Here is a 26,695-nt window from a genome sequence, read left to right on the forward strand (position 1 = left end):
GCGGTCTTAGTGAGGTGCCAAATGCCAAAAAAGTACAAAGCTCTTCTCAAACTGAAGGTTGCCTTGGATGCTGCGATCAACGTGCTTGATGCCGGAAAGCCGCAGGCCATCCAAGCGGCTCGTAAGCTTGTACGTGATTACCACTTGGAGAGCGGCGACTTGTTTGCCGCCGACCAGTTGCGGCAAAACACCGCACGCTACCGCAACCCCAAGACTGGCCAGACATGGTCAGGCCGAGGGCGTCCGCCTCGCTGGATTGAGGGACGTGACCGCAAGCCGTTTGAGGCTTGAGCGCGAGAAGGCGACCTCAAATGCGCTCGCCAGCACTCCAGCTGTCTCTGGTGCATTGGGGAGCGTCGGGCGTGATCGGCAGAGATGCTTCTTCGGTGGACGATGCCATTCCAATAGTTCGGTGAGCACTAAATGAGGCTTGCGGACGCTTGGAAATAAGCCATATGGCGGCGATGATGATCAGCGTCCCCAATAGCAAAATACCCAACGTGACATACGGACTCCATGAAGATTCCGTGTTTGGGCCGTAAGGGTCGTCTTCCAAATAGTCATCCTGCATAGGGAGGTGCCGCCTTGGCTATCGGTGACCAAGGCTTCTGTCGCCCTGCCTGCTGACTGTAGGGTTGCGTCATAGTTGCCGCCGCTCACATTGGGGAAGTTGACGGATGCTACGCCTGATTCCCACACCCAACAATATGTAGCTTCTCCCAGCCTGTGAGGCCGTACAGGCGGCAAGCGAGATGCCTACTGGTCAAGCTCATCCCCTACACATTTCATCGTCTCTCTGCCACACGACGAAGATGCGCTCAAGAGCAACGTTTCTTCAACGCTTCGCCCTCTGTCCAAGGTGGTCAACGCTTCGCCCATCGGCACTGTGCTCCACAGCGCCTCGAAGTCCTCAATGACTCGCACTTTCCAAGTCAGCCTGTTGCCTGAATCGCGAATGATGCGGCTGACCTGCTACGCATGGCTTTACCCCTACAGAAGAATCTTTCTATCGAGAATCAATTATCGAACGAAGCTGCTTGCCTAGCCCTGTGCTTGTGCGCATAGACCCTTTACGATGAGTCATGAGCTTCGATCAGATCGCAATTGCCCTACTGGGCGCCCTGGCGGCCTGGCTCTCCCAGGCCAGGGGAGAGGGCTCGCGCAAGTGGGCTCCGGTGTTCGGCATGCTGGGGCAGCCGTTCTGGTTCTATGCCAGCTGGCAGGCTGAGCAGTGGGGCATCTTCGCCGTGTCGATCATCTATGCCTGTGCGTGGGCACGAGGTCTGTGGGTCTACTGGATCTCGCCACGGCGCGCGCGGGGCACGGAGTCCATTCAACTGGTCCCAGGCCGCAAGCCATGATCTACACGCTTCACATCGACAAGGAAGAGCCAGGGCTATACACGGGCCGCATTCTCGATGGTCGCGCCGAGGTCGCGGAGTTCCAGGCAGCCACCATCTCAGGCGCCATCAGGGATGCCGCAGCCGGCACGCTGCCGGGATTGGACGGCTTCCATATCTGGTACGGCCATGTCTCCATCGGCACCACGTCGCTCTATGCCATGCGCCACGACGCCGAGACGCTGGCGCAGCGGCTGGTGAGCCTGCATTCCCAATTCGGCGGGTAGCGCTGGCGCTGGATGGCATCCGTTACCCATCTTGGTCAGATCTGAAATCTTGGCAAGCTGGGCAAGGGCCAGACTTGAAATCCGACCCTCTTGCGCATGGTTGCGGTGGGAAACTCGCCCGCGAAGGTCGCACCCAGCAATGCCCGGTTTCACGCAAATTTTCCCACCGATCCGGCTGGAGCCCGCATGGATGCTGGCTTGAGGTAGGGACTCATAATCCGTTGGTGCCCAGTTCGACTCTGGGAGGCCCTACCATCCATTGGTATGAAAAAGCCTGCCGCCTTTCCGGGCGGCAGGCTTTTTTGCTGGGAGCGACGCTGCCGGCTGGCATGGCTGCGCCCGGCTGCCGTTGAATGCGACTTCCAGGTTTTTTGCAGAAATATGGCGCTTTTGCCTGGAAGCTCCAAAACCCGCTGCTACAATGCGAAGCGTTGCGGCTGTAGCTCAGCTGGATAGAGTACTTGGCTACGAACCAAGGGGTCGTGGGTTCGATTCCTGCCAGCCGCACCAAAAAACGCAAAGCCCTGAAGTTGAAAGACTTCAGGGCTTTTTCGTTTTCACGGGCCATCCGCCGGGATGACACCCCCGGTCAGGCTTGCTGCGCCTTCGGCAGCACGATGCTGAAGGTGCTTCCCTGGCCTGGCGCGCTTTCTATCTGCAGCTGCCCGCCATGGCGGGCAGCCACGGTGCGGACAAAGGCCAGCCCAAGGCCTGCGCCGTCCAGGTGCTGATGGTGGTCCAGGCGCTCGAAGGGCTGGCTCAGGCGGGCGACGGCCTGCGCATCCATGCCGGGTCCGTGGTCCCGGATGGCGATGCGGCAATGGCCGGCGTCCTGCAGCAGCAGGCATTGCACCGTGGCGCCGCTTGCCGGTTGCCCGTGCGCTCCGTACTTGATGGCGTTGCCGATCAGGTTGACGGCTGCGCGGTGGAGCATGCCCGGGTCGCCCAGCACGGGGCATTCCTGCTCGGGCAGGCTGAATTCCAGCTGCACATGGGCGGCGCTGGCCTGGGCCCAGCAGCTTTCCACGGCCTGGTCCAGCACCAGGCCCAGGTCCAGCTGCTGCTGGCGCAGCGCCTGCTGCTGGGCACGAGCCAGGTGCACGAAATCGTCGGCCAGCTGCAGGGAGGCCTGGGCATAGCCTTCGATGCGCGGGAGCAGCATGCCCAGGTCGGGCGCTTGTACGGAACCACGCTGCATCTCCAGCAAGGTGATGATGGATGCCACGGGCGCCCGGATGTCGTGCGAGATGAACTGCATGGCCTGGTCGCGCTGGGCCTGGGCGCTGCGCAGATCGCTGATATCGACCAGGGTGATCAGCCAGCCCGTGGTGGGCGGAGCCTCGAAGGCCTGGACCAGCAGCATCAGGCTGCGGCCGCGACCGTCGCGCCCCTCGCTGCTGAGCGGCAGGCCGCCGGCGGCAAGCGCCCTGGCCGTGAGCAGCGGGCTGCCGGCTTGCGGGCCGGGCGCCGTGTCCAGCGCCTGCAGGCCATCGAGCAGCCTGGGAAGGGAGTCGCCAGCGCGCAGGTCGTGATCCAGGCTGCGCGCATAGGCATGGGCCGCGGCATTGGCCAGCAGCACATGGCCCTGGCGGTCGCAGACAAAGGTGGGCGAGGGCAGCTGGCGCAGGCTTTCGCTGACGAAATGGTGCAGGGCGCGCAGTTGCCGCGAAGCCTGCTCGACGGCGGCAATGCGCTGGTCCAGCAGGTCGCCGCCCAGGCGCAGCGCGGTGGGCAGGCCCTGGCCCTGCAGGTCTCGCAGTTCCAGCGCCAGAAAGCGGGCGGCGGCGCGCAGGCGCAGCCAGCTCCACAGCGGATAGGCCAGGGCCAGGCCCAGCAGGGCTGCGGCAGGGGCCGTCTGCACCTGCCAGATGCGTGGTGCCAGCCCGGCCAGCGACAGGCAGGCCAGGGCCAGCAGCGCGCAGGCCAGCATGCCGCCCGAAGGGCCCAGCCAGGCCAGGGCCAGCAGGGCCAGCAGCACGGCTGCGGTGTTGAGCGCACGGTCCAGCCCCGCCGAAGCGCGGTGTACGTGCGAGCCCTGCAGGCTGCCGTTGAGCACATGGGCCAGCATTTCCACGCTGGAGATGGGGCGCGCGCTGGCACCCAGCGGTGCGGTGAACTGCGCTCCCAGTCCGGCGGCCGTCGTTCCTATGAGCACGTATTTGCCGCGAAATGCCGCAGCAGGAATGCGGCCGCGCAGCACGTCGATGTACGAATAGGTGGTGAAGGGCGAGCGGTCACGCGCGCCCTGCTCGGGCCTGGCCTGTGCGAAGGCAATGATCTCCCGCTGGCGGCGCTGCCACGCGGGTGTGCCGGGGTCCAGCGGCGGCACGGGTTCGGGGCGGGCGCATGCGCGGCCGTGCTGGCCCACGCAGTGCAGGGCCAGCGCCATGTGCCACCAGGGCTGCTGCGCGCTGCCTTCAATGGCATGGAAGCTGCGCACGGCGCCGTCGGAATCCACGGGCAGCTGGGTGTGGCCCAGCGCTGCCGCAGCCTGTGCAAAGGCCGGCAGCGGATCCGTGCCCGGCGCCACGGGCAAGGCGGTGCGGCCGCTGCGCTGCAGGACGCGCGCCAGCAGCAGGTCATCGCCGGGATAGTCCAGATCTTCTTCGCTGAGCATCACGTCCAGGCCGATGGCGCGCGGCGGGGCCTGGCTGATGCGCTCCAGCAGGCCCGCGTGCAGGGCACGCCGCCAGGGCCAGCGGCCTATGGCGTCGATGCTGGCATCGTCGATGGCCACGATGACGATGTCCTTAGATGCCTTGGGGCGGTGCAGCCAGCTGGCCGTGTCCTGCACCAGTCCGTTGATGCGCTCCAGCTGCCCATCACTGCTGAGCCAGAACACCAGGGACAGCAGTCCCGCCGCCAGCAGCAGCCAGTCCCGCCGCAGCCCCCGGCCACGCGCGGGCGCCGGCTGCACCTGCTGCGCCGGCGTGGCGGGACTGTCAGGCGAAGGCGGCAGGGTGGACAAGCGCGGTCAAGGATTGAACGGGTGCGGTTACTGGCGCTGCAGGCGCTCTCCGCTGCCCGATTGCATCATCTCGCCGCTGGCATCGACGATCCAGCTGCCGGTGCGGAACTGGCGTGCGGCCGAGAAATCGCTGCGCAGGCCGTTGGCGTCCTCGATCTGCAGCCGCAGGTAGTAGGTGCCTGCGGGCAGGTCCTCGGTGCTCCATTGCGGCTGGTCGGTCCAGAGGTCAACCAGCGGCGCGGTGAACTCCTGGTCGCGCGCCACCATCACGTGGTAGCGCTGGCCGGGCTCGCCACTCCAGCGGATCTGGCGGCTGCCCTCGGCGGGGCCGTCGCCCATCTGCAGCGCGCTGGCCGAGGGCTGGGGCGGCACGGCCGCCAGCTGCATGGCCTGGGCTGCGGCGAACGGGCCCTGGTCGGGCTTGCCATCGGCCAGCGTGCGGATGCTGGCGGCGCGCCAGAGATAGCGGCCGGCCGGCAGCCGGGCCAGCGCGGCTGCGGGCAATGTGCAGTCGTTCAGGTCGCGCGCGTCGATGACGGGTTCGGCAAAGCCGGCCTGGGCATCGGCAGAAGCGACCTGGATGCGGTAGCGCACGGCGCCCACCACCTTGGTGCACTGCAGGCCGGCGCGGCCCAGGCCCACGGTGGCGTCGGCCTGCGGTGATTCGTACAGCGGCGGCACGGGATGGGCCTTGACGCGCAGGGCGCGCCGGCTGGCTGCACCCGGAATGCCCTGGGCGTCGATGCCGCGCAGGGACAGTACATAGTCGCCATCGTCCACGCCTGCCAGGCGCAGCGGTGAGGCCGTGGCCTGGAAGCTGGCGCTGCGCAGCACCTGGGTCATGTCCGCGTCGCGCGACAGCTGCAGCTGGTAACGCACGGCGCCGGGCAAGGCCGGCAGGGGCAGGCTGATCCAGTTGGCGTCTTCCGCCAAGGCGGGCCAGGCGGTGATGTCGGGCGCACCCAGCATGGGGCGGGGTTGGCCGACGCGGCCGTCTGCCGCCACGGCCACGCCCTGGCCGGGGTGCAGCAGCGCATCGCCGGAAGGTGCGCCAGAGGCGTCCGAGCCCACGGCGACCGTGCCTTCATCGACGGCGGCCGCTGTCCTGCCTGCCGCATCGGTCTGCACCAGGAAACGCGTGCCGCGTACGCTGGTCGATGCCGCAGGCGTGCGCACTTCGAAGCGGCGCTGGGCATTGCCCTGCTCGGGGGGGACCGAGGCCTCCACGCTGCCTTCTCGCAGGTCGATCACGGACTGCAGGCTGCCGGCCCGGCCCTTGCGGCGCATCTGGCGCAGCAGGACATCGGACTGCGACTGCACGCGCACCAAAGAGCCATCGGCCAGGCGCACGGCCACAAAGGCGTCCGGCGCAAGCTGCAGTCGATCGCCTTCCTGCAGCGTCTGTCCCTTGCGCAGGACCTGGCCTGCGTCTTCGGCCGAGCCGCCTTGCGTGTCGGCCAGATGGTCGAGCGCGCGTGTGCTGCGCGCATCGCCCTGCACGAATTCCACGGAGGCCACGGCGGCGCGCAGCAGGCGCACGGGAATCTCCAGCACGGAGCCGGGCCGCAGGCGATACGGGTTGGCCACGCCGTTGTGCTGCTGCAGCTGGGTCCACTGGCGTGCATCGCCCAGGTAGCGGCTGGCCAGCTGTTCCAGGGTGTCGCCTGTGGCCACGCGGTGGGCGAGCATGTCGCCGCCGCTGGCGGCGGGTTTGATCTGGGCCTGTGTGGCGGCAGCGCCCAGCAGGGCCAGGCTTGCCAGCAGGCAGGCCCGCGCGACGGGCCCGCGCAGGCTGGCGGCGAGCAAAAGTCTGTTCATGGTGTTTGAGGTGCCGCCTGCAATGCCTCGTCAGGCACGTCCAGGCGGTAGCCGTAACCGTACACGGCGCTGATGGCGTAGGGCTGACCGGCGCGCAGGTTCAGCAGCGCGCGCAGGCGCGAGATATGTGTGTCCAGCGAGCGCGACTGCACTTCGGCGTTGTGGCCCCACACGGCTTCGCGCAGGTGCTCGCGCGACAGCAGGCGGCCCTGGTTCTGGAACAGCGTCAGGGCCAGCGTGTACTCGCGGTGCGTCACCTCGATGGGCTGGCCATTCATTTCCAGGCTGTTGGTGGTGGTGAGGAACCGGAAGGGGCCGAACTCCAGCACGCTTTGCGTGTTCACCGGATAGGCGCGGCGCAGCAGGGCGGCCATGCGCGCGCGCAGCTCGCCGTGGCGCACGGGCTTGACCATGAAATCGTCTGCGCCGCAGGACAGGCCTTCGACGATGTCGGCCTCTTCGCTGCGGTGGGTGATGATGAGGATGGGCAGCTCGCGGCTCACATGGCCGCGCGTCCACCGCACCAGGTCCGTTCCTTCCATGTCCGGAAGGTGCCAGTCCACGATCAGAAGGTCGAAGCTCTCGCGGCGCAGTTCCAACTGCAGGGCCGAGCCCGTCTGGTAGGTGTGGCAGCTGTGGCCCGTCTCCAGCGCAACCTGACGCAGCATCTCCAGTTGCAGCGGATCATCGTCCAGAGCAGCGATACGCATCCCAATGTCCTTTCACGCAAGCGCCAGAATCCCGGGCGCAGGGCTTGCGGGCAAGACTGCCCGCAAATATGCGGTTTCTCAAGCGAAGCTTACCCTTACTCCGAAGCATCGCGCAGTTGCTGCAGGGCGGTCAGCACCAACTGCACGTCGGCGGGCTGCAGCCGGGACTGCAGTGCGGACAGGGCCGCCTCGCCTTCTCTTTGCAGTTGGCCGATGGCCTGGCCGGCTTCCTTGGGGGCGTCGAAGCCCAGGCTTTGCAGCAGCAGCTGGCCGTCGGCAGCCACGAGCTTGAAGTAGAACTTGCCGTCGGCTTCGCGGTATTGCTTGAACTGGGGCAGGGCCTGCTTCGCGGCCTTGGCCTTGGCGGCCACGGGGGCCTGGGCCAGGCTGCGCAGGCCGACGGCCGAGCGCAGTTCGCGGATCAGGGGCAGGGTCTCGCGGCGGGCCTTGGTGGCGCCGGCCTGCAGGATGTCCTCCAGTTCGCCCGGATGGGCCACCAGGTGCTCGTAGCGCTCGCGCATGGGGGCCAGCTCGCGGTCGATGCGCTCGAACAGCTGCTGCTTGGCGTCGCCCCAGGCAATGCCTTCGGCGTACTGGTGGCGCAGCGCCTCGGTTTCTTCCTCGCTGGCGAAGCCCTGGTAGATCTGGAACAGGGCCGAGCCCTCGACTTCCTTGGGCTCGCCGGGCGTGCGCGAATCGGTGGTGATGCTGCCGATGAGCTTGCGCAGCTGCTCGCGCGTGGAGAACAGCGGGATGGTGTTGTTGTAGCTCTTGCTCATCTTGCGGCCGTCCAGGCCGGGCAGCGTGGCCACGTTGTCCTCGACCTGTGCCTCGGGCAGCGTGAAGAACTCGCCGCCATAGATGTGGTTGAAGCTGGAGGCCATGTCGCGCGCCATCTCGATGTGCTGGACCTGGTCGCGGCCCACGGGCACCTTGTGGGCGTTGAAGGCCAGGATGTCGGCAGCCATCAGCACGGGGTACATGAACAGGCCGGCAGTCACGCCGTCATCGGTCTCGGCGCCGTCCGCGTGGTTCTTGTCCACGGCCGCCTTGTAGGCGTGGGCGCGGTTGAGCAGGCCCTTGCCGGTCACGCAGGTCAGCAGCCAGCACAGCTCGGGGATCTCGGGGATGTCGGACTGGCGGTAGAAGGTCACATGCTCGGGGTCCAGCCCCGCCGCCAGCCAGCTGGCCGCGATCTCGATGGTGGAGCGCTGCACGCGCGCCGGGTCCTGGCACTTGATCAGTGCGTGGTAGTCGGCCAGGAAGTAGAAGTTCTCCACCTCGCGCGAGCGGCTGGCCGCGATGGCCGGGCGCAGCATGCCGGCATAGTTGCCGAGGTGCGGGGTTCCGCTGGGAGTGATGCCGGTGAGGAAACGGATGGTGCTCATGACGGGAGACTGCGACAGGCAATAGAGAGAAAAGAAGGGAATCTGACGGGCAGGCTGGGCGGGTCTGCCGCGCGTTCAGCGCAGCAGCGCGATCAGCGGCGTCAACGCGAGATCGATCACGGCATAGCCGAGATCCATCAGCGGCCGCAGCCACAGGCTGCCGACCACGCCGGCGATGACCAGTCCCATGACGATGAAGAATCCCCAGGGTTCGATCCGCGCCACCCATTGCGCCTGGCGCCAGGGCAGCAGGCCGACGAGGATGCGCCCGCCGTCCAGCGGCGGCAGCGGGAAGAGGTTGAAGGCCCACATCACCAGATTGACCAGGATGCCGGCGCGGCACATTTCAATGAAGAAGCGCTCGCCCACTCCCGATCCGACCAGAACCACGAGCAGCACGCCCCACATCAGCGCCTGCACGAAATTGGAGGCCGGGCCCGCCAGGGCCACCCAGATCATGTCGCGCTTGGGGTTGCGCAACTGGTCGAAGCGCACGGGCACGGGCTTGGCGTAGCCGAACAGGAAGGCGCCCGAGGTGGCGAAATACAGCAGCAGCGGCATCAGGATGGTGCCGATGGGGTCGATGTGCTTGATGGGGTTGAGCGTGATGCGTCCCATCATGGCGGCCGTGTTGTCGCCGAAGTGGCGTGCGGCATAGCCGTGGGCAGCCTCGTGCACCGTGATCGCGAAGAGCACGGGCAGGGCATAGATGAGTACGGTCTGGATGAGGTTGGAGATGTCCACGGCGGGCATTGTCTCAGACGGCGGCCACCCTTGCCGCTGGGCACCGCCAGAGCCCGTGCGCAGCGCTGCGGCCGACCGGATATGGTGGTTTCCCGCGGATTGGCAACAGCCGCCTCTGTGTTGCAAAATGAAACAGCAATGCGATGGGCGAATCAACAGGTTTTTCACCAAGGCCCTCGGGCCATATGGACAAGAGGTGGCACGTGGGCGTACTGGGCTTGGGCAGGCTGCCGATAGGCTGGCGGCTGGTGATTGCGTTCGGCGGTATCAATCTGCTGGTGTTCACGATGATGGCGGTCACGGTGCTCTCGCTGGGGCAGGCCGAGCAGGCGCTGGCGGCCGGCGGGGCGACCACGGTGGCCGAGCAGGCGCTGGTGCACACGCGCTGGTGGGTGCTGGGCCTGGGGGCGGCCGTCTGCACACTGGCCCTGGTGGCCTGGTTCAGCCTGCGGCGCGGCATCGTGCAGCCGCTGGGCCAGGCCATCCTGATTGCCGAAACGGTGGCCGCCGGCGACCTGAGCCAGGAGTTTTCGACCGAGCTGCAGGGCGACTTCGGCCGCCTGCTGGGCGCGCTGGGCACCATGGAAGACACGCTGACCGAGCTGGTCGGCCGCATCAAGCAGTCCACGGATTCCATCGGCCTGTCGGCCGGTGAGATCGACGCCGGCAACACCGACCTGTCGCGCCGCACCGAGGCCCAGGTCTCGGCGCTGGCCCAGACGGCGGCCAGCATGGAGCAGCTCACGGCCACCGTGCGCCAGAACGCGGAGCGCGCGCATTCGGCCAGCGGCCTGGCCGTCGATGCATCGTCCACGGCCAGGCGCGGGGGGGCCGTGGTGGGCGAGGTGGTGCAGACCATGGAGGCCATCAGCGGCAGCTCGCGCAAGATCGTGGACATCATCCAGGTCATCGAAGGCATTGCCTTCCAGACCAATATCCTTGCGCTGAACGCGGCCGTGGAGGCGGCACGCGCGGGCGAACAGGGTCGGGGCTTCGCCGTGGTGGCCAGCGAGGTGCGCAGCCTGGCCGGCCGTTCGGCCGAGGCTGCCAAGCAGATCAAGGAACTGATCACCACCAGCGTGCGCCAGGTGGAAAGCGGCGCGGGCCTGGTCAACCAGGCGGGCGCCACCATGCAGGAGATTGTCGGCGCCGTGGGCCAGGTCTCGGGCCTGCTCGGCGAAATGTCGCAGGCCCTGCGCGAGCAAAGCGAAGGCATTGCCCAGGTCAACGCCGCCGTGGGCCACATGGACAGCGCCACCCAGGAGAACGCTGCCCTGGTGCATCAGGCCTCGCGTGCGGCCTCGGCGCTGAGCGAGCGCGCCCAGGAGCTGGAGCAGGCCGTGGGCGCCTTCAAGCTCGATGACGAGCCGCAGGACGCTGGCGCTGGCGTGCGGGTGCAGCGGCAGATGCCGTCGATGGCTCCCGCCGCAGTCTTGTCCGCCGCTGTGACGAGGCCGTTGCAGCGCGCGCCGGCTGCTGCACCCCGGCCCCTGGAGTGGGCGCAGCACTGAACGCCTTTCAGGATCAAGCTGCAAAAACAGACGCCGGGCATGCCCGGCGTTGATGTTTGTGCGGGGGGTGGGGTGATTCAGGTCATTTCCAGGCCCAGGGCCTCCAGGCTGCCCCGGCCTTGCCGCACCACGGTGGGCGGATTGCCCAGGGCCATGGGCACCAGGTCGATCACCGTGGTCGGCTCCGAGGGGCAGGCACCTGCATCGACGATGGCATCGAGCTCGTGGGGAAAGCGCTCCAGGATGGCATCCGCGTCATGCAGGGCCTCGGTCTCTCCGGGCGGGATCAGCGTGGTGGCGATCAGCGGCTCGCCCAGCTGCTCCAGCAGCAGCTGCGTGCCCTTGCGGTCCGGCACGCGCAGGCCGATGGTCTTGCGCGAGGGGTGGCTCAGGCGCTTGGGCACTTCCTTGGAGGCTTCCAGGATGAAGGTGTACGGCCCCGGTGTGGCCAGCTTCAACAGCCGGTACTGGCGGTTGTCCACGCGCGCATGGCTGGACAGCTCCGACAGGTCGCGGCACAGCAGCGTGAGGTGGTGCTTGTCGTTGATCTGGCGGATGCGGCGCAGCCGCTCCACCGCAGGGCGGTCGTCCAGATGGCAGACCAGTGCATAGCTGGAGTCCGTGGGAATGGCCAGGATGGCGCCCTGGCGCAGCATGTCGGCGGCCTGCTTGATGAGACGGGGCTGGGGATTGTCGGGGTGGGCTTCGAAGCGTAGGACCATGGTGTGCGTTGTTTGCGGGAAGGGCTCAGGCCGGCTGAATGCGCTCGCCCAGCAGTTCCCATACCGGCGTCAGCTGGCCCGGCAGGTAGGGCAGGTCGCCCAGGTCGGTATGCGACTCCTCGGGGCTGTGGAAGTCGCTGCCGCGCGAGGCGGCCAGGCCGAACTCGCGGGCCATGTCGGCATAGACGGCGTACTCGCTGGGGCGGTGGCTGCCGGTGACGACCTCCACGCCCTGGCCCCCATGGGCCTTGAATTCGGAAAACAGCGCGTACTCCTCGTTGGCCGTCAGCGCATAGCGGGCCGGGTGGGCGATCACCGCCACGCCGCCGGCCTGCGTGATCCAGCGCACGGCGTCGGCCAGGCGCGCCCAGGTATGGGGCACGTAGCCGGGATGGCCTTCGGTCAGGTAGTGGCGGAACACCTCGCCGGTGTCGCGGCAGCGGCCGGATTCCACGAGAAAGCGCGCGAAATGCGTGCGCGAGATCAGCGCGGGATTGCCGGCAAAGCGCAGCGCGCCTTCGTAGCTGCCTTCAATGCCGGCCAGCTCCAGCTGGCGGGCCATCTCGCGGGCGCGGGGACCGCGTCCGTCGCGCGTGGCATGCAGGCCTTCGACCAGGGCCGGGTCGTCTGCGTCAAAGCCCAGGCCCACGATGTGCACCGTGGTGCCTGCAAAGCTCACCGAGATCTCTGCGCCCGTCAGGTAGTCCAGGCCGCAGGCGCGCGCTGCGGCGGCTGCGCGGTGCTGGCCGCCGACCTCGTCATGGTCGGTCAGCGCCCACAGCTGCACGCCGCGGGCCGCGGCACGTTCGGCCAGTTGTTCAGGCGTCAGCGTTCCATCCGAGACCACGGAGTGGCTGTGCAGATCGGCATTCAGATAGGACTTGGGCACCGGCCCATTGTAGGTGTCGGTCCTTTTCCGAGCCTGGCGCTGCGGCTGGGGACTTCCCTGAGTGCGGGTTTACCGCCCTCAATAGTGACAGCGGCATGACGATGATCAGGCAGGCGCCGTCAAGGGTGGACAAGAATGATTGCCCGGAGCGAAGGTCGGCGGGGCGCCATGGCCAGGCTTCGGCATTGTTAGAAAAAGATCGGTTTTTCCATGAATCTGAATCAAATCACCGTCGCCCAGAAACTCTGGGCCCTGGTGCTGGGACTGCTGGTGAGCATGCTGGCGGTCAACGGCGGCATCCTGTTCTATCTGCACGGAGTCAACGAGAAGATCAACACCGACGTGATGACCGCGCAGCGCGGCGCCACGCTGGCGCGCGAGTGGCGGCATCTGACCCAGATGAGCGTGGAGCGCTCCATCGTCGCGGCCATGTCACCCGACGAGACGCTGGCCGCGCAGCAGCGCGCGCTGATGAGCAAGGGCATAGAACGCATCAACGTGCTGCAAAAGCAGGTGGGCGAGCTGCAGCTCGATGCCAAGGGCAAACAGGCGCTGGAGGCCGTGGCGGCCGAGCGCCGGGAAACGCTCAAGGCCAACTCGGCGGCCCAGGATGCGCGCAAGGCCAGCGACTTCGCCTCCACCTTCGACATCGTGGAAAAGCAGCTGCGCCCGGCGGCCGAGCGCTACAACACGGCGCAGGAAGCCTTTGTGCAGCAGCAGGAGCGCCAAAGCGAGCTGGCGCGCGAGGAGGGCGTCGCCCACCGCACCCGGGCCTACTGGATCGGCGCCCTGGCCAGCGCGCTCATCGTGGCCCTGGGCCTGTTCATGGGCATGGCCATCATGCGTTCCATCACACGTCCGCTGGACCAGGCCGTGGCGCTGGCCGACGGCATTGCCGCAGGCGATCTCACGGGGTCGGTGCAAAGCAACCGGGGCGATGAGCTGGGCCATCTGCTGCAGGCGCTCAACGGCATGGCGCAGCGGCTGCGCGGCGTGGTGGGCGAGGTGCGTTCGGGCGTGGAGTCCGTGTCCACGGCCTCCAACCAGATCGCCAGCGGCAACCAGGACCTGTCCTCGCGTACCGAGCAGACGGCGGCGAATCTGGAGGAGACGGCGGCCAGCATGGAGGAGCTGACGGCCACCGTCACCCAGTCGGCCGATACGGCGCGCCAGGCCAACCAGCTGGCCGCCACGGCCGCGCAGGCGGCCGAGCAGGGCGGTGCCGTGGTGGCCCAGGTGGTCACCAGCATGCAGCAGATCACGGACAGCAGCCGCAAGATCGCCGACATCATCGGCGTGATCGACGGCATTGCCTTTCAGACCAACATCCTCGCGCTCAACGCCGCCGTGGAAGCGGCCCGCGCCGGCGAGCAGGGCCGGGGCTTTGCCGTGGTGGCCGGCGAGGTGCGTTCGCTGGCGCAGCGCAGTGCCGAGGCCGCCAAGGAGATCAAGCTGCTGATCACCACCAGCGTGGACAACGTGCAGTCGGGCTCGCAGCAGGTGGAGCAGGCGGGGCGCTCCATGGAGGAAATCGTCTCCAGCGTGCGCCGCGTCAGCGACCTCATCGGCGAGATCACAGCCTCGTCCACCGAGCAGCGCGACGGCATTGGCCAGGTCAACCAGGCCGTGAGCCAGCTCGACCAGATGACGCAGCAGAATGCGGCCCTGGTCGAGGAATCCAGCGCGGCTGCGCTGGCCATGCAGGACCAGGCGCGGCGCCTGTCCGAGGTGGTGGCGGTGTTCAAGCTGGGGCAGGAAGGCAGTGCGCTGGCACCGGCCCGGGCGCAGGCGCCCGCCAGTTCAGCCGCCGTGGCGCGCCGACCGGCAGCAGCCCCTGCAGCGGCGGCGCGCCCCGCGCCCGCGGCACGCCCGGCTGCCGCCGTGCGCAATGCACCGGCGCCCCAGATCCAGCCGCCTGTGGCCAAGGCGCCCGCCCGGGCACCTGCCAAGGCCGGCGCGGACGACGACTGGGAGACCTTCTAGCGGGAGGAGCGGGGATGCAGGCCGGCGCGTGCATGTGCGCCGGCCTGCAGGCCTTCGTCAGTTGCGCGGTTTGCCGTAGTCGGGCGAGCGCGGGCCCGGCAGCAGTCCGCGCTGCGCCATGGGCGACAGCAGGCGCTGGTTGGCGATGGAGGCGATCTGCACGCTGCGGTCGTTCATGGTGTCCAGGATCTGGTTGAGCAGTGCCGTCACCAGAATGCCGACCAGTCCGCCGCCCGAGCTTTGGCCTTCGGCACTGGAGGCCGTGGCGCTGCCGTCCCACAGCTGTGTGCCGGTACGCAGGTCCACCAGTTTGGCGTCCAGCGTGACCACCGAGGCGCTGCTGATCACCGCATAGCTGGTGCCGTAGTTGCGGATGTTCAGGTACAGGGCCGCATCGGCGCCAAAGATTTCACGGAGCTTGGCCACGGGCAGTTCCTGCGCATCGTCGGCGCTGACGATGCCGTTCTGGCGGAACATTTCCTCGGTGACCGCCACGGGCAGGACGTAGTAGCCAGCCTCTGCCAGCGGCAGCGTGATCTGCGACAGCACGCCGGCCGGCGCATTCACTTCCGGCGACTGGTTCAGCGCGGGCATGACCAGGATGGATGCAGGCTTGGATGCCCGCAGTGCCGAATAGTCATAGGGCGCAGTGGTGGCGCACCCGGTCAGTGCGACGGTCATGGCCAGGGCCAGGGTCTTGATGTGTGTGCTCAGGCGCATCTCAATCCTTGCGGGCCGTGAAGGTTTGCAGCAGCGTGTCCATGAACTTGGCGGATTCGGGGAAATGCTGCTTTTCCTCTGCCAATTGCTGCACCGTCTTTTCGTTGTTGCCGGTCCGGGAATACAGCATGGCCATATGGGCGCGATAGCCGGGGGGCAAAGCCTTTCCCTCGGCCTGCACCTTCAGGCGGGTTTCTTCCAGCTTGAGCAATTGGTCCTCGGCGCCTGTGCTTCCGTCATCCTTGAGGTATTGATAGACCTGGGGCTGGTAATCGTTCCAGGCATACAGCGGCTGGCGCGGTGCGGCGCAGCCGGCCAACGAGGCGCAAACGGCCAGTGCAGCCAGGGTTGCGGCCGAATGGGGAATCTGCTTCATTGCGCGGGCTTCCATGCACCGCTGTCCATGCCGGCCGCCAGCTTGTCCACGGCTTCGCGGATGGCCAGATCCAGCACCTTGCCATTGAGTGTGGAGTCATAGCCGGCCGTGCTGCCGAATCCCACGATTTCCCGGTTCGACAGGCTGTATTCGCCTGCGCCCTGCACCGAATAGACGACTTCGGAGGTCTGCACCCGGACGATGTTCAGGCTGACCTTGGCATAGGCCACCTGCTCCTTGCCACGGCCGAGCACGCCGAAGAACTGGCGGTCCCCGACCACCTTGCGGCCGAACTCGCTCACGTCGCCGGTCACGACGTAGGTGGCGCCCTTGATCGCCTGCTCCTGCCGGTTGAAGCCCGCTTCCTGGCGGGTCTCGGACATGTTGTCGCGGTCCAGCACGCTGAATCGGCCGCTTTGCTGCAGGTGGGTTACCAAGATGGTTCTGGCCTGGCCACCGAGGCGGTCGACTCCGTCCGAGAAAATGCCGCGCTGGAAGCTGGAGCGGTTGTCGAACTTGCCCACGGAAATGGGGCTGCGCGGGCCTTGATAGGCGCTGTATGCAGAAGCGGGTTTGGCCGTTTCAAGCGTGCGCGATTGCTCGGTGGTGGCGCAGCCGGAAAGGCCGGCGGCCAGGGTGATGGCAATGGCCGTGCAAGGCCACAGGCGAGAAGTCATGAGTTTTTCCCCGGTTTTCTTGGAATGAATTTGCAATAAATTGTTGCAAAAAACCGGGGATATTAACCGAGCGGCGCCGTGAAGGGCCGGTGGGATCTCTAGGAAATGTCCGAATGAACGCCCTCGATCAGGAATTGCACCTTGCGCTCTCCGCGCCATTCATTGATGTCCATGCGAAATGCAATGCAGGCCGATGACGGCAGCGGGTCGGTATGGCCGAACCAGATGCCGTCCACGGTTTCGCCCTGATGGCGCAATTGCAGTTTCAGGTGCTTTTCCCCGACCAGGCGCTGTGACAGCACTTCCAGCTGTTCACTGAAGGTGGGGGGCGCAAAGCCCTGGCCCCAGACCGCGAGATTGAGCTGCTCGACCATTTCCGGCTTGCGGAAATCCGGGTCCAGAGGCCCGTCGGTTTCTATGCGCCGCGTCAGCGTGGCCGCGTCCAGCCATTCCTGGGCCACCTGGGCCAGGGCCTTCTCGAACACGGCGAATCCGGCTTCGGCAATGGTGCAGCCGGCCGCCATGGCGTGGCCGCCGAAGCGCAGCAGCAGGCCAGGGTGGCGCTTGGATACCAGGTCCAGCGCGTCGCGCAGGTGAAAGCCGGGAATGGAGCGGCCCGAGCCCTTGAGTTCATGCTCGTGCCCCGGCGCGCCGCTGGCTGCGAAGACGAAGCTGGGCCGGTGCATGCGGTCCTTGATGCGCGAGGCCACGATGCCGACCACGCCTTCGTGGAAATCGGGGTCGAACACGCTGATGGCCGCCGGCGGCGTCATGCCGTCCGTGCACAGGCCCTCGGCCATGAGCAGGGCCTGCTCGCGCATGCCGCCTTCCAGCTCGCGGCGCTCGCGGTTGATGGCGTCCAGCATCTGGGCCAGGTTGGCTGCGCGGCCTGCGTCGTCCGTGGTCAGGCACTCGATGCCGATGGTCATGTCGGACAGCCGGCCGGCCGCATTGATGCGCGGACCCAGTGCGAAGCCGAAGTCGAAGGTGGTGGCCGCAAAGGCCTTGCGGCCGGCCGCGTCGAACAATGCCTGCAGGCCCGGCTGCATCTGGCCTCGGCGTATCTGCTTGAGGCCCAGGGCGACCAGGCGGCGGTTGTTGGCGTCCAGCTTCACCACGTCGGCCACGGTGCCCAGGGCGACCAGGGGCAGCAAGGCCTCCAGACGGGGCTGGCTGGTCTTGTCGAAGCGGCCGCGCGCGCGCAGTTCGGCTCGCAGGGCCAGCAGCACGTAGAACATCACGCCGACACCGGCCATGGACTTGCTCTCGAAGCTGCAGCCGGGCTGGTTGGGGTTGACGATGGCATCGGCCAGCGGCAGGTGGTTGCCGGGCAGGTGGTGGTCGGTGACGACCACCTGCAGGCCCAGGGACTTGGCCTCGGCCACGCCTTCGACGCTGGCAATGCCGTTGTCCACGGTGACCATCACGTCGGCGCCGGTTTCCTTGACACGGCGCGCGATGGGGGGTGTCAGGCCGTAGCCGTCCACCACGCGGTCGGGCACCAGGTAGCCGACCTCGGTCGCGCCCAGCATGCGCAGGCCGCGCCAGCCCACGGCGCAGGCGGTGGCGCCGTCGCAGTCGTAGTCGGCCACGATGCACAGGCGCAGGCCGCGCTCTATGGCATCGGCCAGCAGCCGCACGGCGGCGTCCATGCCCATCAGGCCCGAGGGGGCCAGCAGGCGCGCGGGCGTGTCGTCCAGTTCGTCGGCGGAGCACACGCCGCGTGCGGCGTAGAGCTGGGCCAGCAGCGGGTGGACACCGGCCTGACGCAGTGCCGAGGCCTGCTGTGCAGGAATCTCGCGGGGGATGATTTTCATGGGCAATGTGTCAGAGCATGCGGCCCAGGTCGGGCAGGGCGCGGGGGCCGAAAAGGCCCGTCAGCCTGTCCAGCCAGCGCGGCGGGCGGCTGCTCCATGCGATGGCATGGCGTTCGCCGCACAGCGTCAGCGTGAGCGGGTGGCCTGCGCGCACGCGCTCCAGCAGGCGGGCGATGAGCCCGGCGTCCAGCGCCTTCCAGGCCTGGCGCCAGGCAGCGGGGTTGCCCTGCAGGGCTGCGGCGTGAAGGTCGTCCAGGCATTGCACGGCGGCCTTGGCGCCGGTGGCCGTGCCGGGCTGCAGGCGCCCGGCGCCGTGGACCCAGAAGGCGTTGATGGGCACCTGGCCGCGGGCGGCGCGGGCGTCGTTGAAGACATGGGTGTAGAGCAGCATCTGCACCTCGCTTTGCAGGCGGTGCAGGGCGCGTGCCTGCTGCGCGTCGGGCAGCCAGGGTCGTACGTCGCGGCCGATGACGCGGTCCATGGAGGCCGTGGCCAGGCCATCGAACAGCGCACCGCGCGCCAGCCAGCGCTGCGGCTGCTGGTACTCCAGCACGATGCCGTCGTCAGCGAACCAGGGCGCCAGCAGGGCCAGCAGCTGGCGGGATTCCTCATCGCTGAGGGGTGTGGTGGCGGGATCGCTCTGGTGGACCTGGTCTGCGCCTATGTGCCAGTGGCAGGGCGTGACATAGGCGCAGGCCTGCGCCGTCTCACCGGCCTGCCAGGCGGCCCAGGCAATCAGGCCCGGTGCATCGGGCAGGCCCAGCGAGTGCGCCAGGGCGCGTTCGTGGGGGGGAGAAAAATCCATCTCCGTGCCGGTCTGTGCAGGCGCGGGCTGCATCAGCGCCAGCAGGGATTGGAGATGTGGCAGCTCCAGGCCGCCCCAGGCGGCAGCGACGGCGGCGTCATCGCCCGCATCCGAGGACGGACCGCCGGCATAGGGAATGATCCATTCGGTCGTTTCCTCCAGCGGGGCTTGGGTGGAGGACACCAGGGGCGCGGTCAAAAGCATGGCCGCTATTGTCGGGCATGGGGTGCCGCAGTGCCGGCGCCTTCGTTTTTCCCCTTGGAGCGCGGTTCAGCGCTGGGGCATGTCCCGGGCCGAAGAGACCAGGCTGACCGTGGCGTCCTCGGGGATGGGTGGCATGCCCTGGTTCCAGTCTTCCCAGGCGCTGCGCATGGCGGCCAGACGCTCGGGCGCGCGCACTGCCTGGTTGGCGCGCTCGCGCTCGTCGGCGGCAAGGTCGAACAGGTAGTCGATGCCGTCCACGCGCAGGTACTTCCAGTCGCCATCGCGCAGGGCACGTTGGCCGCGGTGCTTCATGCGCCAGTGCAGGGTGCGTGGGAATTCGGCATCTTCGGCGCGCAGCACGGGCAGCAGCGAGATGCCGTCCAGCGCATGGCCCTCTGGCGCCTGCACGCCGGCGGCATCCAGCACCGTGGCCGACCAGTCCATGCTCATGCAGTGCTGGGGGCTGCTGCGGCCCGGTGCGATCACGGCCGGCCAGTGCGCGATCCAGGGCACGCGTATGCCGCCCTCGGTCAGGTCCATCTTGCCGCCGACCAGGGGCCAGTTGTCGGAGAAGCGTTCACCGCCGTTGTCGCTGGTGAAGACGATGAGGGTGTTGTCCAGCTGCCCGTTGGCGCGCAGCGCCTCGACGATCCAGCCTATGCCTTCGTCCATGTGGTGGATCATGCGGCGGTACTGGTGGATGTTGCCGCCGTCCAGGTGGGCAATGCCTGCGCCCAGTGCCTCGGCCGTGCTGCGGTCCTCGCGCGTTTCCCAGGGCCAGTGCGGCGCCGTGTAGTGCAGGCTCAGTAAGAAGGGCGCATCGCCTTGGGCCATGCGGTGGACGAAGTCCACGCTGCGCTGCGACAGCAGGTCGGTCAGGTAGCCCTCGTCATGGTGTTCCTCCTCGCCCACCCACAAGTCGTGCTGGCCCGAGCTGCTCAGGTGGGTGAAGTAGTCCACGCCGCCCGACATGGGGCCGAAGTATTCCTCGTAGCCCGAGCGCAGCGGGCCGAAGTGCGGCGGGTAGCCCAGGTGCCATTTGCCGATCAGCGCCGTGCGGTAGCCGGCATTCCTGAGCATGGAGGGGACGGTGGGCATGTCCGGCGGCAGGCCCAGCTTCTCGCCCAGCGGCGTGCCGCGTGTCCTGCTGTTGATGGGCTCCTCGGCCGCGCCGCGCAGGCGGTACTGGTAGCGCGCCGTGGCCAGGGCAAAGCGCGTGGGAGAGCACACGGGCGAGTTGGCATAGCCCTGGGTGAGCCTGAGGCCGCCGGCGGCCAGTCGGTCGAGCACGGGCGATACCGGGCCGAAGTCGGCCGCCCGGCCGCCGTAGCAGCCGAGGTCGGCATAGCCGAGGTCGTCGGCCACGATGAAGAGGATATTGGGACGGGACATGGAAATGCGTTCTGTGCAGGGTCGTGGGCGGGAAGCGGCGGCGCTCATTCCATCTTCATTCCGGTGGACTGGATCACGGTCCGGTAGCGGTCGGCCAGCGCCTGTATGCGTTCGGCGGCGGCCTGACCGGTCAGGCCTTCATAGAACAGGTCGTTGGCGCGCATGCGCTCGCGCAGCGCCGCATCCTTCATGGCCTTTTCCAGCGCGGACTGGATCCTGGCGACCAGGGGCTCGGGCGTGGCGGCCGGCACCCACAGGGCGAACAGCACTTCCTGCTCCAGGTCCTTGTGGCCCAGCTCGCCCACGGTGGGCACGCCGGGCACCAGCGGGTTGCGCTGGCGCGTGGTCACGGCCAGCGGCACGACCTTGCCGGCCGCCACCTGGCCCAGCATGGCCGAGGAGCTGATGATGCCGCCGTCCACCTCGCCGGCCAGCACGGCCGTGCTGGCCGGGGCGTTGCCCTTGTAGGGCACGTGGCTGACCTTGGCGCCCGTGGCATGGGTCAGGATGGCCGAGGCCAGGTGGCCCGGCGTGCCGTAGCCGGCCGAGCCCAGCGTCAGGCCGCTTCTCTTGCCCTGGGCGATGAACTGGTCCAGCGTCCTGAGGCCGGTGCGGGGATTCACGGCCACCATCATTCCCTGCGAGGCAATCATCATCACGGGACGCAGGTCCGTGCCCTTGAAGGGCATGCTCTTGTAGATGAAGGGATTGACGGTGAAGGTCGTGTCGATGCCGACCAGCAGCGTATAGCCGTCGCCGGGCGCCTTGGCCGCGTTGTCGGTGCCGATGTTGCCGCCCGCGCCGGGCCGGTTGTCCACGACGAAGGGCTGTTTGAGTTCACGCTGCAGTACCTCGCCCAGGCTGCGCGCCAGGATGTCGGCAGCGCCGGCGGGCGCGAAGGCGACGACGATGCGCACGGGTTTGGCGGGCCAGGCCGCGGCATCGGCGGCCGCATCGGCTCGGGCGCCAGCGCCGGAGCCCAGGCCCAGCAGAAGGGCCAGGCCGGCCCGCAGCAGCGGGCTGCGCAAGGCATGGGTGGCATGGGTGGCTTGGAACAGGGAAAACATGGTGGCGAACTTTCTGCGCTGCGGGGGCGCCGGGCTTTGCGAGAATCCCCAGGCCGGCTCCGGACGGTGGCTCCCGTTGTCTCCTTTCCGGACGGGGCCACTGTAGAAGTCCCCGCAGCAATTGATCTAATCAACTGTTCCCCGTGAATACCCGTCCCGCTCCCACCTCCATCCAGCAGATGCTGCTGTTTCGCATCAACCGCTACTTCGGTGCAGCGGGCGGCGTGGCCATGCGCATGTGCGAGGCGCATTTCGGCATCACGCGCCGCGAGTGGGGCGTGATGGCCACGGTGGCTGCCAACGAGGGCCTGCTGTCGTCGGAGCTGGCCGAACGCGCGCAGCTGGACCGCGCACGCACCTCGCGCGCCCTCAGCGGGCTGGAGGAAAAGGGCTGGGTGCAGCGCAGCCCCATGCCCGGCGACCGCCGCCGCGTGGCCGTGTCGCTGACCGCCGAGGGGCGGCGCATGTACGGCCTGATCCTGCCGCGCATGGCCCAGATCCACCTGGACCTGGTGTCCGTGCTCAGCGACGAGGAGCTCGCACAATTCGATACCTTGCTGGCCAGGCTGCAGCGCCATGCGCTGACGCTGGAGGCGGAGGGCCGCTACGACGCCCTGCCGCGTGTGGACCGCGGACGGCACCGGCGCTGACACGCCGACGGCAAAGCCTGCCGCCATGCAGGGCCTGTGGGCGATGACACAATGCATGCCCATGCAATTTCCCTACGAACTGGCCGTCGGCTGGCGCTACACCCGGGCCGGGCGCGCCACGCGCCGCAACGGCTTCATCTCGTTCATCTCCGGCGTCTCCATGCTGGGCATCGCCCTCGGTGTGGCGGCGCTGATCATCGTGCTCAGCGTGATGAACGGCTTCCAGAAGGAAGTGCGCGACCGCATGCTCAGCGTGGTCTCGCACATCGAGATCTTCGCGCCCCAGGGCGCGGCGCTGCCCGATCTGGAGCGCACCATGCGCGAGGCGCGCGCAAACCCCGACGTGCTGGGCGCCGCACCCTTCGTCGCGGCCCAGGCGCTGCTGGCACGCGGCGAGGACATGAAGGGCACGCTGGTGCGCGGCATCGATCCGGCGCGCGAGGGGGAGGTCACCGACGTGGCCGCCACCAATGCCGAGGTGCTCCAGCGCCTGGTGCCTGGCGAGTTCAACGTGGTGCTGGGCGTGGAGCTGGCGCGCTCGCTGGGCGTGCGCCAGGGCGACATGGTCACGCTGATCGCCCCGGGCGGCCAGGTCACGCCGGCCGGCGTGGTGCCCCGCCTCAAGCAGATGCATGTGGCCGGCACCTTCGACTCCGGCCACTACGAATACGACTCGGCCCTGGTGATGATGCATTACGAGGACGCGCAGCGCCTGTTCCGCCTGGAAGGGCCGACTGGCATCCGCCTGAAGCTCAAGGACCTGCATGAGGCACCGCGCGTGGCCATGGAACTGGCCCACACCATCACCGACCGCCTGCTGATCCGCGACTGGACCCAGCAGAACCGCACCTGGTTCGCGGCCGTGCAGCTGGAAAAACGCATGATGTTCATCATCCTCACGCTCATCGTGGCCGTGGCTGCGTTCAACCTCGTGTCCACGCTGGTGATGACGGTGACCGACAAGCGCGCCGACATCGCCATCCTGCGCACGCTGGGCGCCTCGCCGTCCAGCATCATGGGAATCTTCATGGTGCAGGGCGCCATGGTCGGCGTCATCGGCACCTTCGCGGGCCTGCTGCTGGGCCTGGGCATTGCCTTCAACATCGATGTCATCGTGCCGGCCATCGAGCGCCTGCTGCATGCCAACTTCCTGCCCAAGGACATCTACCTGATCAGCAAGATGCCCAGCGATCCGCAGTACAGCGACATCATGCCCATCGCCGTGATCTCCCTGGTCCTGGCCTTTGTCGCCACCATCTATCCCAGCTGGCGCGCCAGCCGCGTGAACCCCGCCGAGGCGCTGCGCTATGAATGAAGTGAATGTGATGCCCGGTTTCGAAGTGTCCCAGCAGGGCGCCGTGGTCCTCGATGCGCGCGGCCTGACCAAGCGCTTCGCCGAAGGACGGCTCAACGTGCAGGTGCTGGCAGGTGTCGACCTGCAGGTGCGTGCGGGCGAGACGCTGGCCATTGTCGGCGCCTCGGGCTCGGGCAAGAGCACGCTGCTGCACCTGCTGGGCGGGCTGGATGCCCCCACCAGCGGCAGCGTCACCCTCAAGGGCGAGCCCCTGCATGAACTCAGCGCCCAGAAGCAGGGTGCGCTGCGCAACAGGCACCTGGGATTCATCTACCAGTTCCACCATCTGCTGCCCGAATTCAGCGCCCAGGACAACGTGGCCATGCCGCTGCGCATACGCCGCGACGACCGGGCCGAGTGCATGGAGCGCGCCGCACGCATGCTGGCGGCCGTGGGCCTGGGCGAACGCATGCTGCACCGGCCGGCCGAGCTGTCGGGGGGCGAGCGCCAGCGCGTGGCCATTGCCCGCGCCCTGGTCACGCAGCCTGCCTGCGTGCTGGCCGACGAGCCCACCGGCAACCTGGACCGCAGCACGGCCGACACCGTGTTCCGCCTGATGCTGGAGCTGGCGCGCAGCCATGGCACGGCCTTTGTGATGGTCACGCACGACGAACAGCTCGCGGCGCGCTGCGACCGCATGGTGCGCCTGGTGCAGGGACAACTGGCCTGACCCTGTACTGGGTCCTGCATGTGCCGTCCTGCGCGCTCCGGCGTCAGGCCATGCGCAGCAGCTTGCCGCCCATGTGCGGCGTGCGCAAAGGCACCACGGTGGGCGCTGGCGCCGCCTTGATCTGCGGGGCCTCGGGAACCATGGCCGCCGGCAGCGACTTGCGCACGGGTTGCGCGCGGGGCGTGTCGCCGATGTTCACGCTCTGGGCCGTCAGGTCGGCCGTGACCTCGCGCAGCCGCGCAGACTGCGCCATGGAGGCCTGCACCACGTCGCCCATGATGGCCGTGACCTGGTGGGAGGAATCCACGATTTCCTGCATGGTCCCGCCGGCCTGTCGCACCTGCTCGGCGCCCAGAGCCACCTGCTCCACCGAGGTGTGGATGAGCTGCTTGATCTCCTTGGCGGCGGCGGCACTGTTCTGCGCCAGTGCCCGCACCTCGCCGGCCACCACGGCAAAGCCCCGGCCCTGCTCGCCGGCGCGGGCCGCCTCCACGGCGGCGTTGAGCGCCAGGATATTGGTCTGGAAGGCGATGCCGTCCATCACGCCGATGATGTCGTTGATCTTGCGCGAGCTGGCGCTGATGGACTCCATGGTGCCCATGACCTCGTGCACCGTGCGCCCGCCCTGCTCGGCCACCCGGCAGGCCTGGCGGGCCAGTTCATTGGCCTGGCCTGCGTGCTCGGCGCTTTCGCTCAGGCCCTGCATGGCCTCGCCCAGGGTCTGCGCGGCCGTGAAGCGGCGCGTGATATCGCGGGCGTACTTGACTACCTTGAAGGGCCGGCCGTCGGCATCGAGGATGGGGTTGTAGCTGGCCTCGATCCAGACCTGGCGGCCGTGCTTGCCGATGCGCAGGTACTGGCCTGCATCGTGCTGGCCGCTGCCCAGCTTGCGCCAGAACTGCGCGTATTCGGCGCTTTGGCGCTCATGGGGCTGGACGAACATGCTGTGGTGCCGCCCGACGACCTCGTCCAGCGTGTAGCCCATGGCCTGCAGGAACAGGCGGTTGGCATGGAGGATGTTGCCGTCCAGGTCGAACTCGATGATGGCCTGCACCTTGGAGATGGCCGCCAGCTGGCCTTCGGCATCGGCGTTGCGGCGCTGCTGCTCGGTGATGTCGGTGGCGTACTTCACCACCTTGAAGGGCCGGCCATGCCGGTCGAAGATGGGGTTGTAGCTGGCCTGCAGCCAGACATCGCGCCCATCCCTGGCGATGCGCCGGTAGCGCCCCGCATCGTGGATGCCGCTGCCCAGGCGCTGCCAGAACCGGGCGTATTCGGGGGATTCGCTGACCTGGCTGTCCACGAACATGCGGTGGTGCTGGCCGATGACCTCGTGCTCCTCGTAGCCCATGGTGTCCAGGAAGTTCTGGTTGGCAGCCAGCACATGGCCTTGCAGGTCGAACTCGATCACCGCCTGGGACTTGTGTATGGCGGCCAATTGCCCGTCAAGCTCCGCCTTGCGGCGTGCGCCACCGAGGTCCAGGATTCGACTCCATGCTGAGCGCTTCATGGGAATTCCTCTCTCCAAAGCATGCCGGCCGGTGATGCGGGAGCCCGATGCGGGGTGCAAGTGTTACTTTATGTATTTTTATGGAGGCGCAAGCCATTCGTGTATTGATTTTGTCAAACGGAGCCGACTCGCAATAAGCCAAGGGTTTGCCCTTGCTCCGGGCCTCGTCTGCCCCTTGGACGGGCGCTGCCCGGGCCGGTGGCATGATGCGGCCATGCCCGCCTGGATAGACACCCACTGCCACCTCGATGCCCCCGAATTCGATGCCGACCGCGATGCCGTGCGCGCGCAGGCGGCCGAGACAGGCGTTGCGCATCTGGTGATTCCGGCCGTGGCGCGCGAGCACTGGGACACGGTGGTGGCGCTGGCGCGGCGCCATGGCGACAGCTATGCGCTGGGCATCCATCCGCTGTACACGCCCAATGCCCGCGAGCAGGACATTGCCGCATTGCGCGAGACGCTGGACCGGCTGCGTGGCGATCCCCAACTGGTGGCCGTGGGCGAGATCGGGCTGGACTTCTTCGTGCCGGGGCTGGACGCACAGCGGCAGGTCTGGTTCTACGAGCAGCAGATCGCGCTGGCGCGCGAGTTCGATCTCCCGGTCATCCTGCATGTGCGCAAGTCCAGCGACCGGCTGCTCAAGACCCTGCGCGCACGGCCCGTGGCGGGCGGCATTGCCCATGCCTTCAATGGCAGCGGGCAGCAGGCCCAGGCCTTCATCGACCTGGGTTTCAAGCTGGGCTTCGGCGGCGCCGTGACCTATGACCGCGCGCTCAGGCTGCGCGAGTTGGCAGCCAGCTTGCCGCTGGACGCGCTGGTGCTGGAAACCGACGCTCCCGACATTCCGCCGCACTGGCTCTACACCACGGCCGGGCAGCGCGCCCAGGGCCAGGCCCAGGGCCGCAACACGCCGGCCGAGCTGGCACGCATTGCGGATGTGATTGCGCAACTGCGCGGCATCACGCCCCAGGCCCTGGCCGAGGCCACGGGCCGCAACGCGCGTGCCGCGCTGCGAGGCCTGCCCGCCATGGCCTGAACCAAGCTTGAGCGGAACCTGAACCTGAGCGGTCTTGCCGCCCGCTGCCAGCAGCCC

General features: G+C 67.9%; 24 protein-coding genes and 1 tRNA gene. 10 read left to right on the forward strand and 15 right to left on the reverse strand.

Annotation, left to right across the window (positions count from 1 at the left end; genetic code table 11):
- Positions 1-21: 21 nt before the first annotated feature.
- From HFGMBDPB_RS03280 to HFGMBDPB_RS03295, 4 genes are all read left to right on the forward strand, one after another.
- Positions 22-291, forward strand: coding sequence for an H-NS histone family protein (locus HFGMBDPB_RS03280; RefSeq protein ID WP_212644931.1), 270 nt, complete (start codon positions 22-24; stop codon positions 289-291).
- A 791-nt stretch (positions 292-1,082) separates the two neighbouring features.
- The gene (locus HFGMBDPB_RS03285) at positions 1,083-1,361 is read left to right on the forward strand and encodes a hypothetical protein (protein WP_016453725.1); all 279 of its coding nucleotides are present in this window, start codon (positions 1,083-1,085) and stop codon (positions 1,359-1,361) included.
- The gene (locus HFGMBDPB_RS03290) at positions 1,358-1,627 is read left to right on the forward strand and encodes a hypothetical protein (protein ID WP_212644932.1); all 270 of its coding nucleotides are present in this window, start codon (positions 1,358-1,360) and stop codon (positions 1,625-1,627) included. Before HFGMBDPB_RS03285 ends, HFGMBDPB_RS03290 begins: the two co-directional genes overlap by 4 nt.
- A 433-nt stretch (positions 1,628-2,060) precedes the next feature.
- Positions 2,061-2,137, forward strand: a tRNA-Arg gene (locus HFGMBDPB_RS03295).
- A gap of 79 nt (positions 2,138-2,216) precedes the next feature.
- Here HFGMBDPB_RS03295 and HFGMBDPB_RS03300 read toward each other — a convergent pair.
- From HFGMBDPB_RS03300 to HFGMBDPB_RS03320, 5 genes are all read right to left on the reverse strand, one after another.
- Positions 2,217-4,595, reverse strand: a complete 2,379-nt coding sequence (locus HFGMBDPB_RS03300; RefSeq protein ID WP_212644933.1) for a CHASE2 domain-containing protein — start codon at positions 4,593-4,595, stop codon at positions 2,217-2,219.
- 27 nt (positions 4,596-4,622) lie between these two features.
- Positions 4,623-6,413, reverse strand: coding sequence for a FecR family protein (locus HFGMBDPB_RS03305; RefSeq protein ID WP_212644934.1), 1,791 nt, complete (start codon positions 6,411-6,413; stop codon positions 4,623-4,625).
- Entirely contained in the window at positions 6,410-7,123 is a 714-nt protein-coding gene (locus HFGMBDPB_RS03310; protein WP_016445714.1) for a response regulator transcription factor, read from the reverse strand. The genes HFGMBDPB_RS03305 and HFGMBDPB_RS03310 overlap by 4 nt, the downstream gene beginning before the upstream one ends.
- Before the next feature lie 95 nt (positions 7,124-7,218).
- Positions 7,219-8,511: a tryptophan--tRNA ligase gene (locus tag HFGMBDPB_RS03315; protein ID WP_212644935.1), complete on the reverse strand. Its 1,293-nt coding sequence runs from the start codon at positions 8,509-8,511 to the stop codon at positions 7,219-7,221.
- Positions 8,512-8,586: 75 nt separating this feature from the next.
- Positions 8,587-9,264, reverse strand: a complete 678-nt coding sequence (locus HFGMBDPB_RS03320) for a site-2 protease family protein (protein ID WP_016445716.1) — start codon at positions 9,262-9,264, stop codon at positions 8,587-8,589.
- Between the two features lie 176 nt (positions 9,265-9,440).
- Between HFGMBDPB_RS03320 and HFGMBDPB_RS03325 the strand changes: the two genes are divergently transcribed.
- Positions 9,441-10,766, forward strand: coding sequence for a methyl-accepting chemotaxis protein (locus HFGMBDPB_RS03325; protein WP_212644936.1), 1,326 nt, complete (start codon positions 9,441-9,443; stop codon positions 10,764-10,766).
- 77 nt (positions 10,767-10,843) lie between these two features.
- Here the strand turns inward: HFGMBDPB_RS03325 and HFGMBDPB_RS03330 are convergent, their stop codons facing one another.
- Together HFGMBDPB_RS03330 and HFGMBDPB_RS03335 are read right to left on the reverse strand one after the other, a co-directional pair.
- A complete protein-coding gene (locus tag HFGMBDPB_RS03330; protein WP_016445718.1) occupies positions 10,844-11,488 on the reverse strand; it encodes an L-threonylcarbamoyladenylate synthase in 645 nt (214 codons plus the stop codon).
- Between the two features lie 25 nt (positions 11,489-11,513).
- A complete protein-coding gene (locus HFGMBDPB_RS03335; RefSeq protein WP_016445719.1) occupies positions 11,514-12,377 on the reverse strand; it encodes a 3',5'-nucleoside bisphosphate phosphatase in 864 nt (287 codons plus the stop codon).
- Between the two features lie 210 nt (positions 12,378-12,587).
- Here HFGMBDPB_RS03335 and HFGMBDPB_RS03340 point away from each other — a divergent pair, with 210 nt between their 5' ends.
- The gene (locus tag HFGMBDPB_RS03340; protein WP_046984442.1) at positions 12,588-14,360 is read left to right on the forward strand and encodes a methyl-accepting chemotaxis protein; all 1,773 of its coding nucleotides are present in this window, start codon (positions 12,588-12,590) and stop codon (positions 14,358-14,360) included.
- 57 nt (positions 14,361-14,417) lie between these two features.
- On the opposite strand, the gene HFGMBDPB_RS03345 is transcribed toward HFGMBDPB_RS03340, so the two are convergent.
- The 7 genes from HFGMBDPB_RS03345 to HFGMBDPB_RS03375 form a co-directional block, all read right to left on the reverse strand.
- Positions 14,418-15,080, reverse strand: coding sequence for a DUF799 domain-containing protein (locus HFGMBDPB_RS03345; RefSeq protein ID WP_017407772.1), 663 nt, complete (start codon positions 15,078-15,080; stop codon positions 14,418-14,420).
- A gap of 1 nt (position 15,081) precedes the next feature.
- A complete protein-coding gene (locus HFGMBDPB_RS03350) occupies positions 15,082-15,456 on the reverse strand; it encodes a DUF4810 domain-containing protein (RefSeq protein WP_034364091.1) in 375 nt (124 codons plus the stop codon).
- Positions 15,453-16,133 carry a CsgG/HfaB family protein gene (locus HFGMBDPB_RS03355; protein WP_016445723.1) on the reverse strand — a complete coding sequence of 227 codons (681 nt, stop codon included), beginning with the start codon at positions 16,131-16,133 and terminating at the stop codon, positions 15,453-15,455. Before HFGMBDPB_RS03355 ends, HFGMBDPB_RS03350 begins: the two co-directional genes overlap by 4 nt.
- Positions 16,134-16,231: 98 nt before the next feature.
- On the reverse strand, positions 16,232-17,950 hold the full coding sequence (gene recJ, locus HFGMBDPB_RS03360) for a single-stranded-DNA-specific exonuclease RecJ (RefSeq protein WP_212644937.1): 1,719 nt from the start codon (positions 17,948-17,950) through the stop codon (positions 16,232-16,234).
- Between the two features lie 10 nt (positions 17,951-17,960).
- The gene (locus HFGMBDPB_RS03365; RefSeq protein ID WP_212644938.1) at positions 17,961-18,959 is read right to left on the reverse strand and encodes a phosphoglycerate mutase; all 999 of its coding nucleotides are present in this window, start codon (positions 18,957-18,959) and stop codon (positions 17,961-17,963) included.
- A gap of 66 nt (positions 18,960-19,025) precedes the next feature.
- Complete coding sequence (locus HFGMBDPB_RS03370) at positions 19,026-20,351, reverse strand: sulfatase family protein (protein WP_212644939.1); 1,326 nt, start codon at positions 20,349-20,351, stop codon at positions 19,026-19,028.
- 44 nt (positions 20,352-20,395) lie between these two features.
- Entirely contained in the window at positions 20,396-21,418 is a 1,023-nt protein-coding gene (locus HFGMBDPB_RS03375; RefSeq protein ID WP_212644940.1) for a tripartite tricarboxylate transporter substrate binding protein, read from the reverse strand.
- A 143-nt stretch (positions 21,419-21,561) separates the two neighbouring features.
- Here HFGMBDPB_RS03375 and HFGMBDPB_RS03380 point away from each other — a divergent pair, with 143 nt between their 5' ends.
- The 3 genes from HFGMBDPB_RS03380 to lolD all read left to right on the forward strand — a co-directional run bounded on the left by HFGMBDPB_RS03380 (position 21,562) and on the right by lolD (position 24,092).
- Positions 21,562-22,068: a MarR family winged helix-turn-helix transcriptional regulator gene (locus HFGMBDPB_RS03380; protein WP_012207200.1), complete on the forward strand. Its 507-nt coding sequence runs from the start codon at positions 21,562-21,564 to the stop codon at positions 22,066-22,068.
- Positions 22,069-22,129: 61 nt separating this feature from the next.
- Positions 22,130-23,383 (forward strand): lipoprotein-releasing ABC transporter permease subunit, encoded by a 1,254-nt coding sequence (locus HFGMBDPB_RS03385; RefSeq protein ID WP_034347641.1) that lies wholly within the window; start codon positions 22,130-22,132, stop codon positions 23,381-23,383.
- Positions 23,376-24,092, forward strand: a complete 717-nt coding sequence (gene lolD / locus HFGMBDPB_RS03390) for a lipoprotein-releasing ABC transporter ATP-binding protein LolD (protein ID WP_013800885.1) — start codon at positions 23,376-23,378, stop codon at positions 24,090-24,092. The genes HFGMBDPB_RS03385 and lolD overlap by 8 nt, the downstream gene beginning before the upstream one ends.
- Before the next feature lie 43 nt (positions 24,093-24,135).
- On the opposite strand, the gene HFGMBDPB_RS03395 is transcribed toward lolD, so the two are convergent.
- Positions 24,136-25,602, reverse strand: a complete 1,467-nt coding sequence (locus HFGMBDPB_RS03395) for a methyl-accepting chemotaxis protein (RefSeq protein ID WP_212644941.1) — start codon at positions 25,600-25,602, stop codon at positions 24,136-24,138.
- Positions 25,603-25,816: 214 nt separating this feature from the next.
- On the opposite strand from HFGMBDPB_RS03395, the gene HFGMBDPB_RS03400 reads away from it, so the two are divergent.
- Positions 25,817-26,638 carry a TatD family hydrolase gene (locus tag HFGMBDPB_RS03400; protein ID WP_043789797.1) on the forward strand — a complete coding sequence of 274 codons (822 nt, stop codon included), beginning with the start codon at positions 25,817-25,819 and terminating at the stop codon, positions 26,636-26,638.
- The last annotated feature ends 57 nt before the right edge of the window (positions 26,639-26,695 follow it).

The organism is Delftia sp. PE138 (genome assembly GCF_018320755.1).
In the GTDB taxonomy this organism is placed as follows: domain Bacteria; phylum Pseudomonadota; class Gammaproteobacteria; order Burkholderiales; family Burkholderiaceae_C; genus Comamonas; species Comamonas tsuruhatensis.

Excerpts from the sequence above, each read along its gene's own strand:
- HFGMBDPB_RS03280 (WP_212644931.1), top strand. The coding sequence starts at position 22 with ATGCCAAAAAAGTACAAAGCTCTTCTCAAACTGAAGGTTGCCTTGGAT.
- HFGMBDPB_RS03285 (WP_016453725.1), top strand. The coding sequence starts at position 1,083 with ATGAGCTTCGATCAGATCGCAATTGCCCTACTGGGCGCCCTGGCGGCC.
- HFGMBDPB_RS03290 (WP_212644932.1), top strand. The coding sequence starts at position 1,358 with ATGATCTACACGCTTCACATCGACAAGGAAGAGCCAGGGCTATACACG.
- HFGMBDPB_RS03305 (WP_212644934.1), bottom strand. The coding sequence starts at position 6,413 with ATGAACAGACTTTTGCTCGCCGCCAGCCTGCGCGGGCCCGTCGCGCGG.
- HFGMBDPB_RS03310 (WP_016445714.1), bottom strand. The coding sequence starts at position 7,123 with ATGCGTATCGCTGCTCTGGACGATGATCCGCTGCAACTGGAGATGCTG.
- HFGMBDPB_RS03315 (WP_212644935.1), bottom strand. The coding sequence starts at position 8,511 with ATGAGCACCATCCGTTTCCTCACCGGCATCACTCCCAGCGGAACCCCG.
- HFGMBDPB_RS03320 (WP_016445716.1), bottom strand. The coding sequence starts at position 9,264 with ATGCCCGCCGTGGACATCTCCAACCTCATCCAGACCGTACTCATCTAT.
- HFGMBDPB_RS03325 (WP_212644936.1), top strand. The coding sequence starts at position 9,441 with ATGGACAAGAGGTGGCACGTGGGCGTACTGGGCTTGGGCAGGCTGCCG.
- HFGMBDPB_RS03330 (WP_016445718.1), bottom strand. The coding sequence starts at position 11,488 with ATGGTCCTACGCTTCGAAGCCCACCCCGACAATCCCCAGCCCCGTCTC.
- HFGMBDPB_RS03340 (WP_046984442.1), top strand. The coding sequence starts at position 12,588 with ATGAATCTGAATCAAATCACCGTCGCCCAGAAACTCTGGGCCCTGGTG.
- HFGMBDPB_RS03345 (WP_017407772.1), bottom strand. The coding sequence starts at position 15,080 with ATGCGCCTGAGCACACACATCAAGACCCTGGCCCTGGCCATGACCGTC.
- HFGMBDPB_RS03350 (WP_034364091.1), bottom strand. The coding sequence starts at position 15,456 with ATGAAGCAGATTCCCCATTCGGCCGCAACCCTGGCTGCACTGGCCGTT.
- HFGMBDPB_RS03355 (WP_016445723.1), bottom strand. The coding sequence starts at position 16,133 with ATGACTTCTCGCCTGTGGCCTTGCACGGCCATTGCCATCACCCTGGCC.
- recJ (WP_212644937.1), bottom strand. The coding sequence starts at position 17,950 with ATGAAAATCATCCCCCGCGAGATTCCTGCACAGCAGGCCTCGGCACTG.
- HFGMBDPB_RS03365 (WP_212644938.1), bottom strand. The coding sequence starts at position 18,959 with ATGCTTTTGACCGCGCCCCTGGTGTCCTCCACCCAAGCCCCGCTGGAG.
- HFGMBDPB_RS03370 (WP_212644939.1), bottom strand. The coding sequence starts at position 20,351 with ATGTCCCGTCCCAATATCCTCTTCATCGTGGCCGACGACCTCGGCTAT.
- HFGMBDPB_RS03375 (WP_212644940.1), bottom strand. The coding sequence starts at position 21,418 with ATGTTTTCCCTGTTCCAAGCCACCCATGCCACCCATGCCTTGCGCAGC.
- HFGMBDPB_RS03385 (WP_034347641.1), top strand. The coding sequence starts at position 22,130 with ATGCAATTTCCCTACGAACTGGCCGTCGGCTGGCGCTACACCCGGGCC.
- lolD (WP_013800885.1), top strand. The coding sequence starts at position 23,376 with ATGAATGAAGTGAATGTGATGCCCGGTTTCGAAGTGTCCCAGCAGGGC.
- HFGMBDPB_RS03395 (WP_212644941.1), bottom strand. The coding sequence starts at position 25,602 with ATGAAGCGCTCAGCATGGAGTCGAATCCTGGACCTCGGTGGCGCACGC.
- HFGMBDPB_RS03400 (WP_043789797.1), top strand. The coding sequence starts at position 25,817 with ATGCCCGCCTGGATAGACACCCACTGCCACCTCGATGCCCCCGAATTC.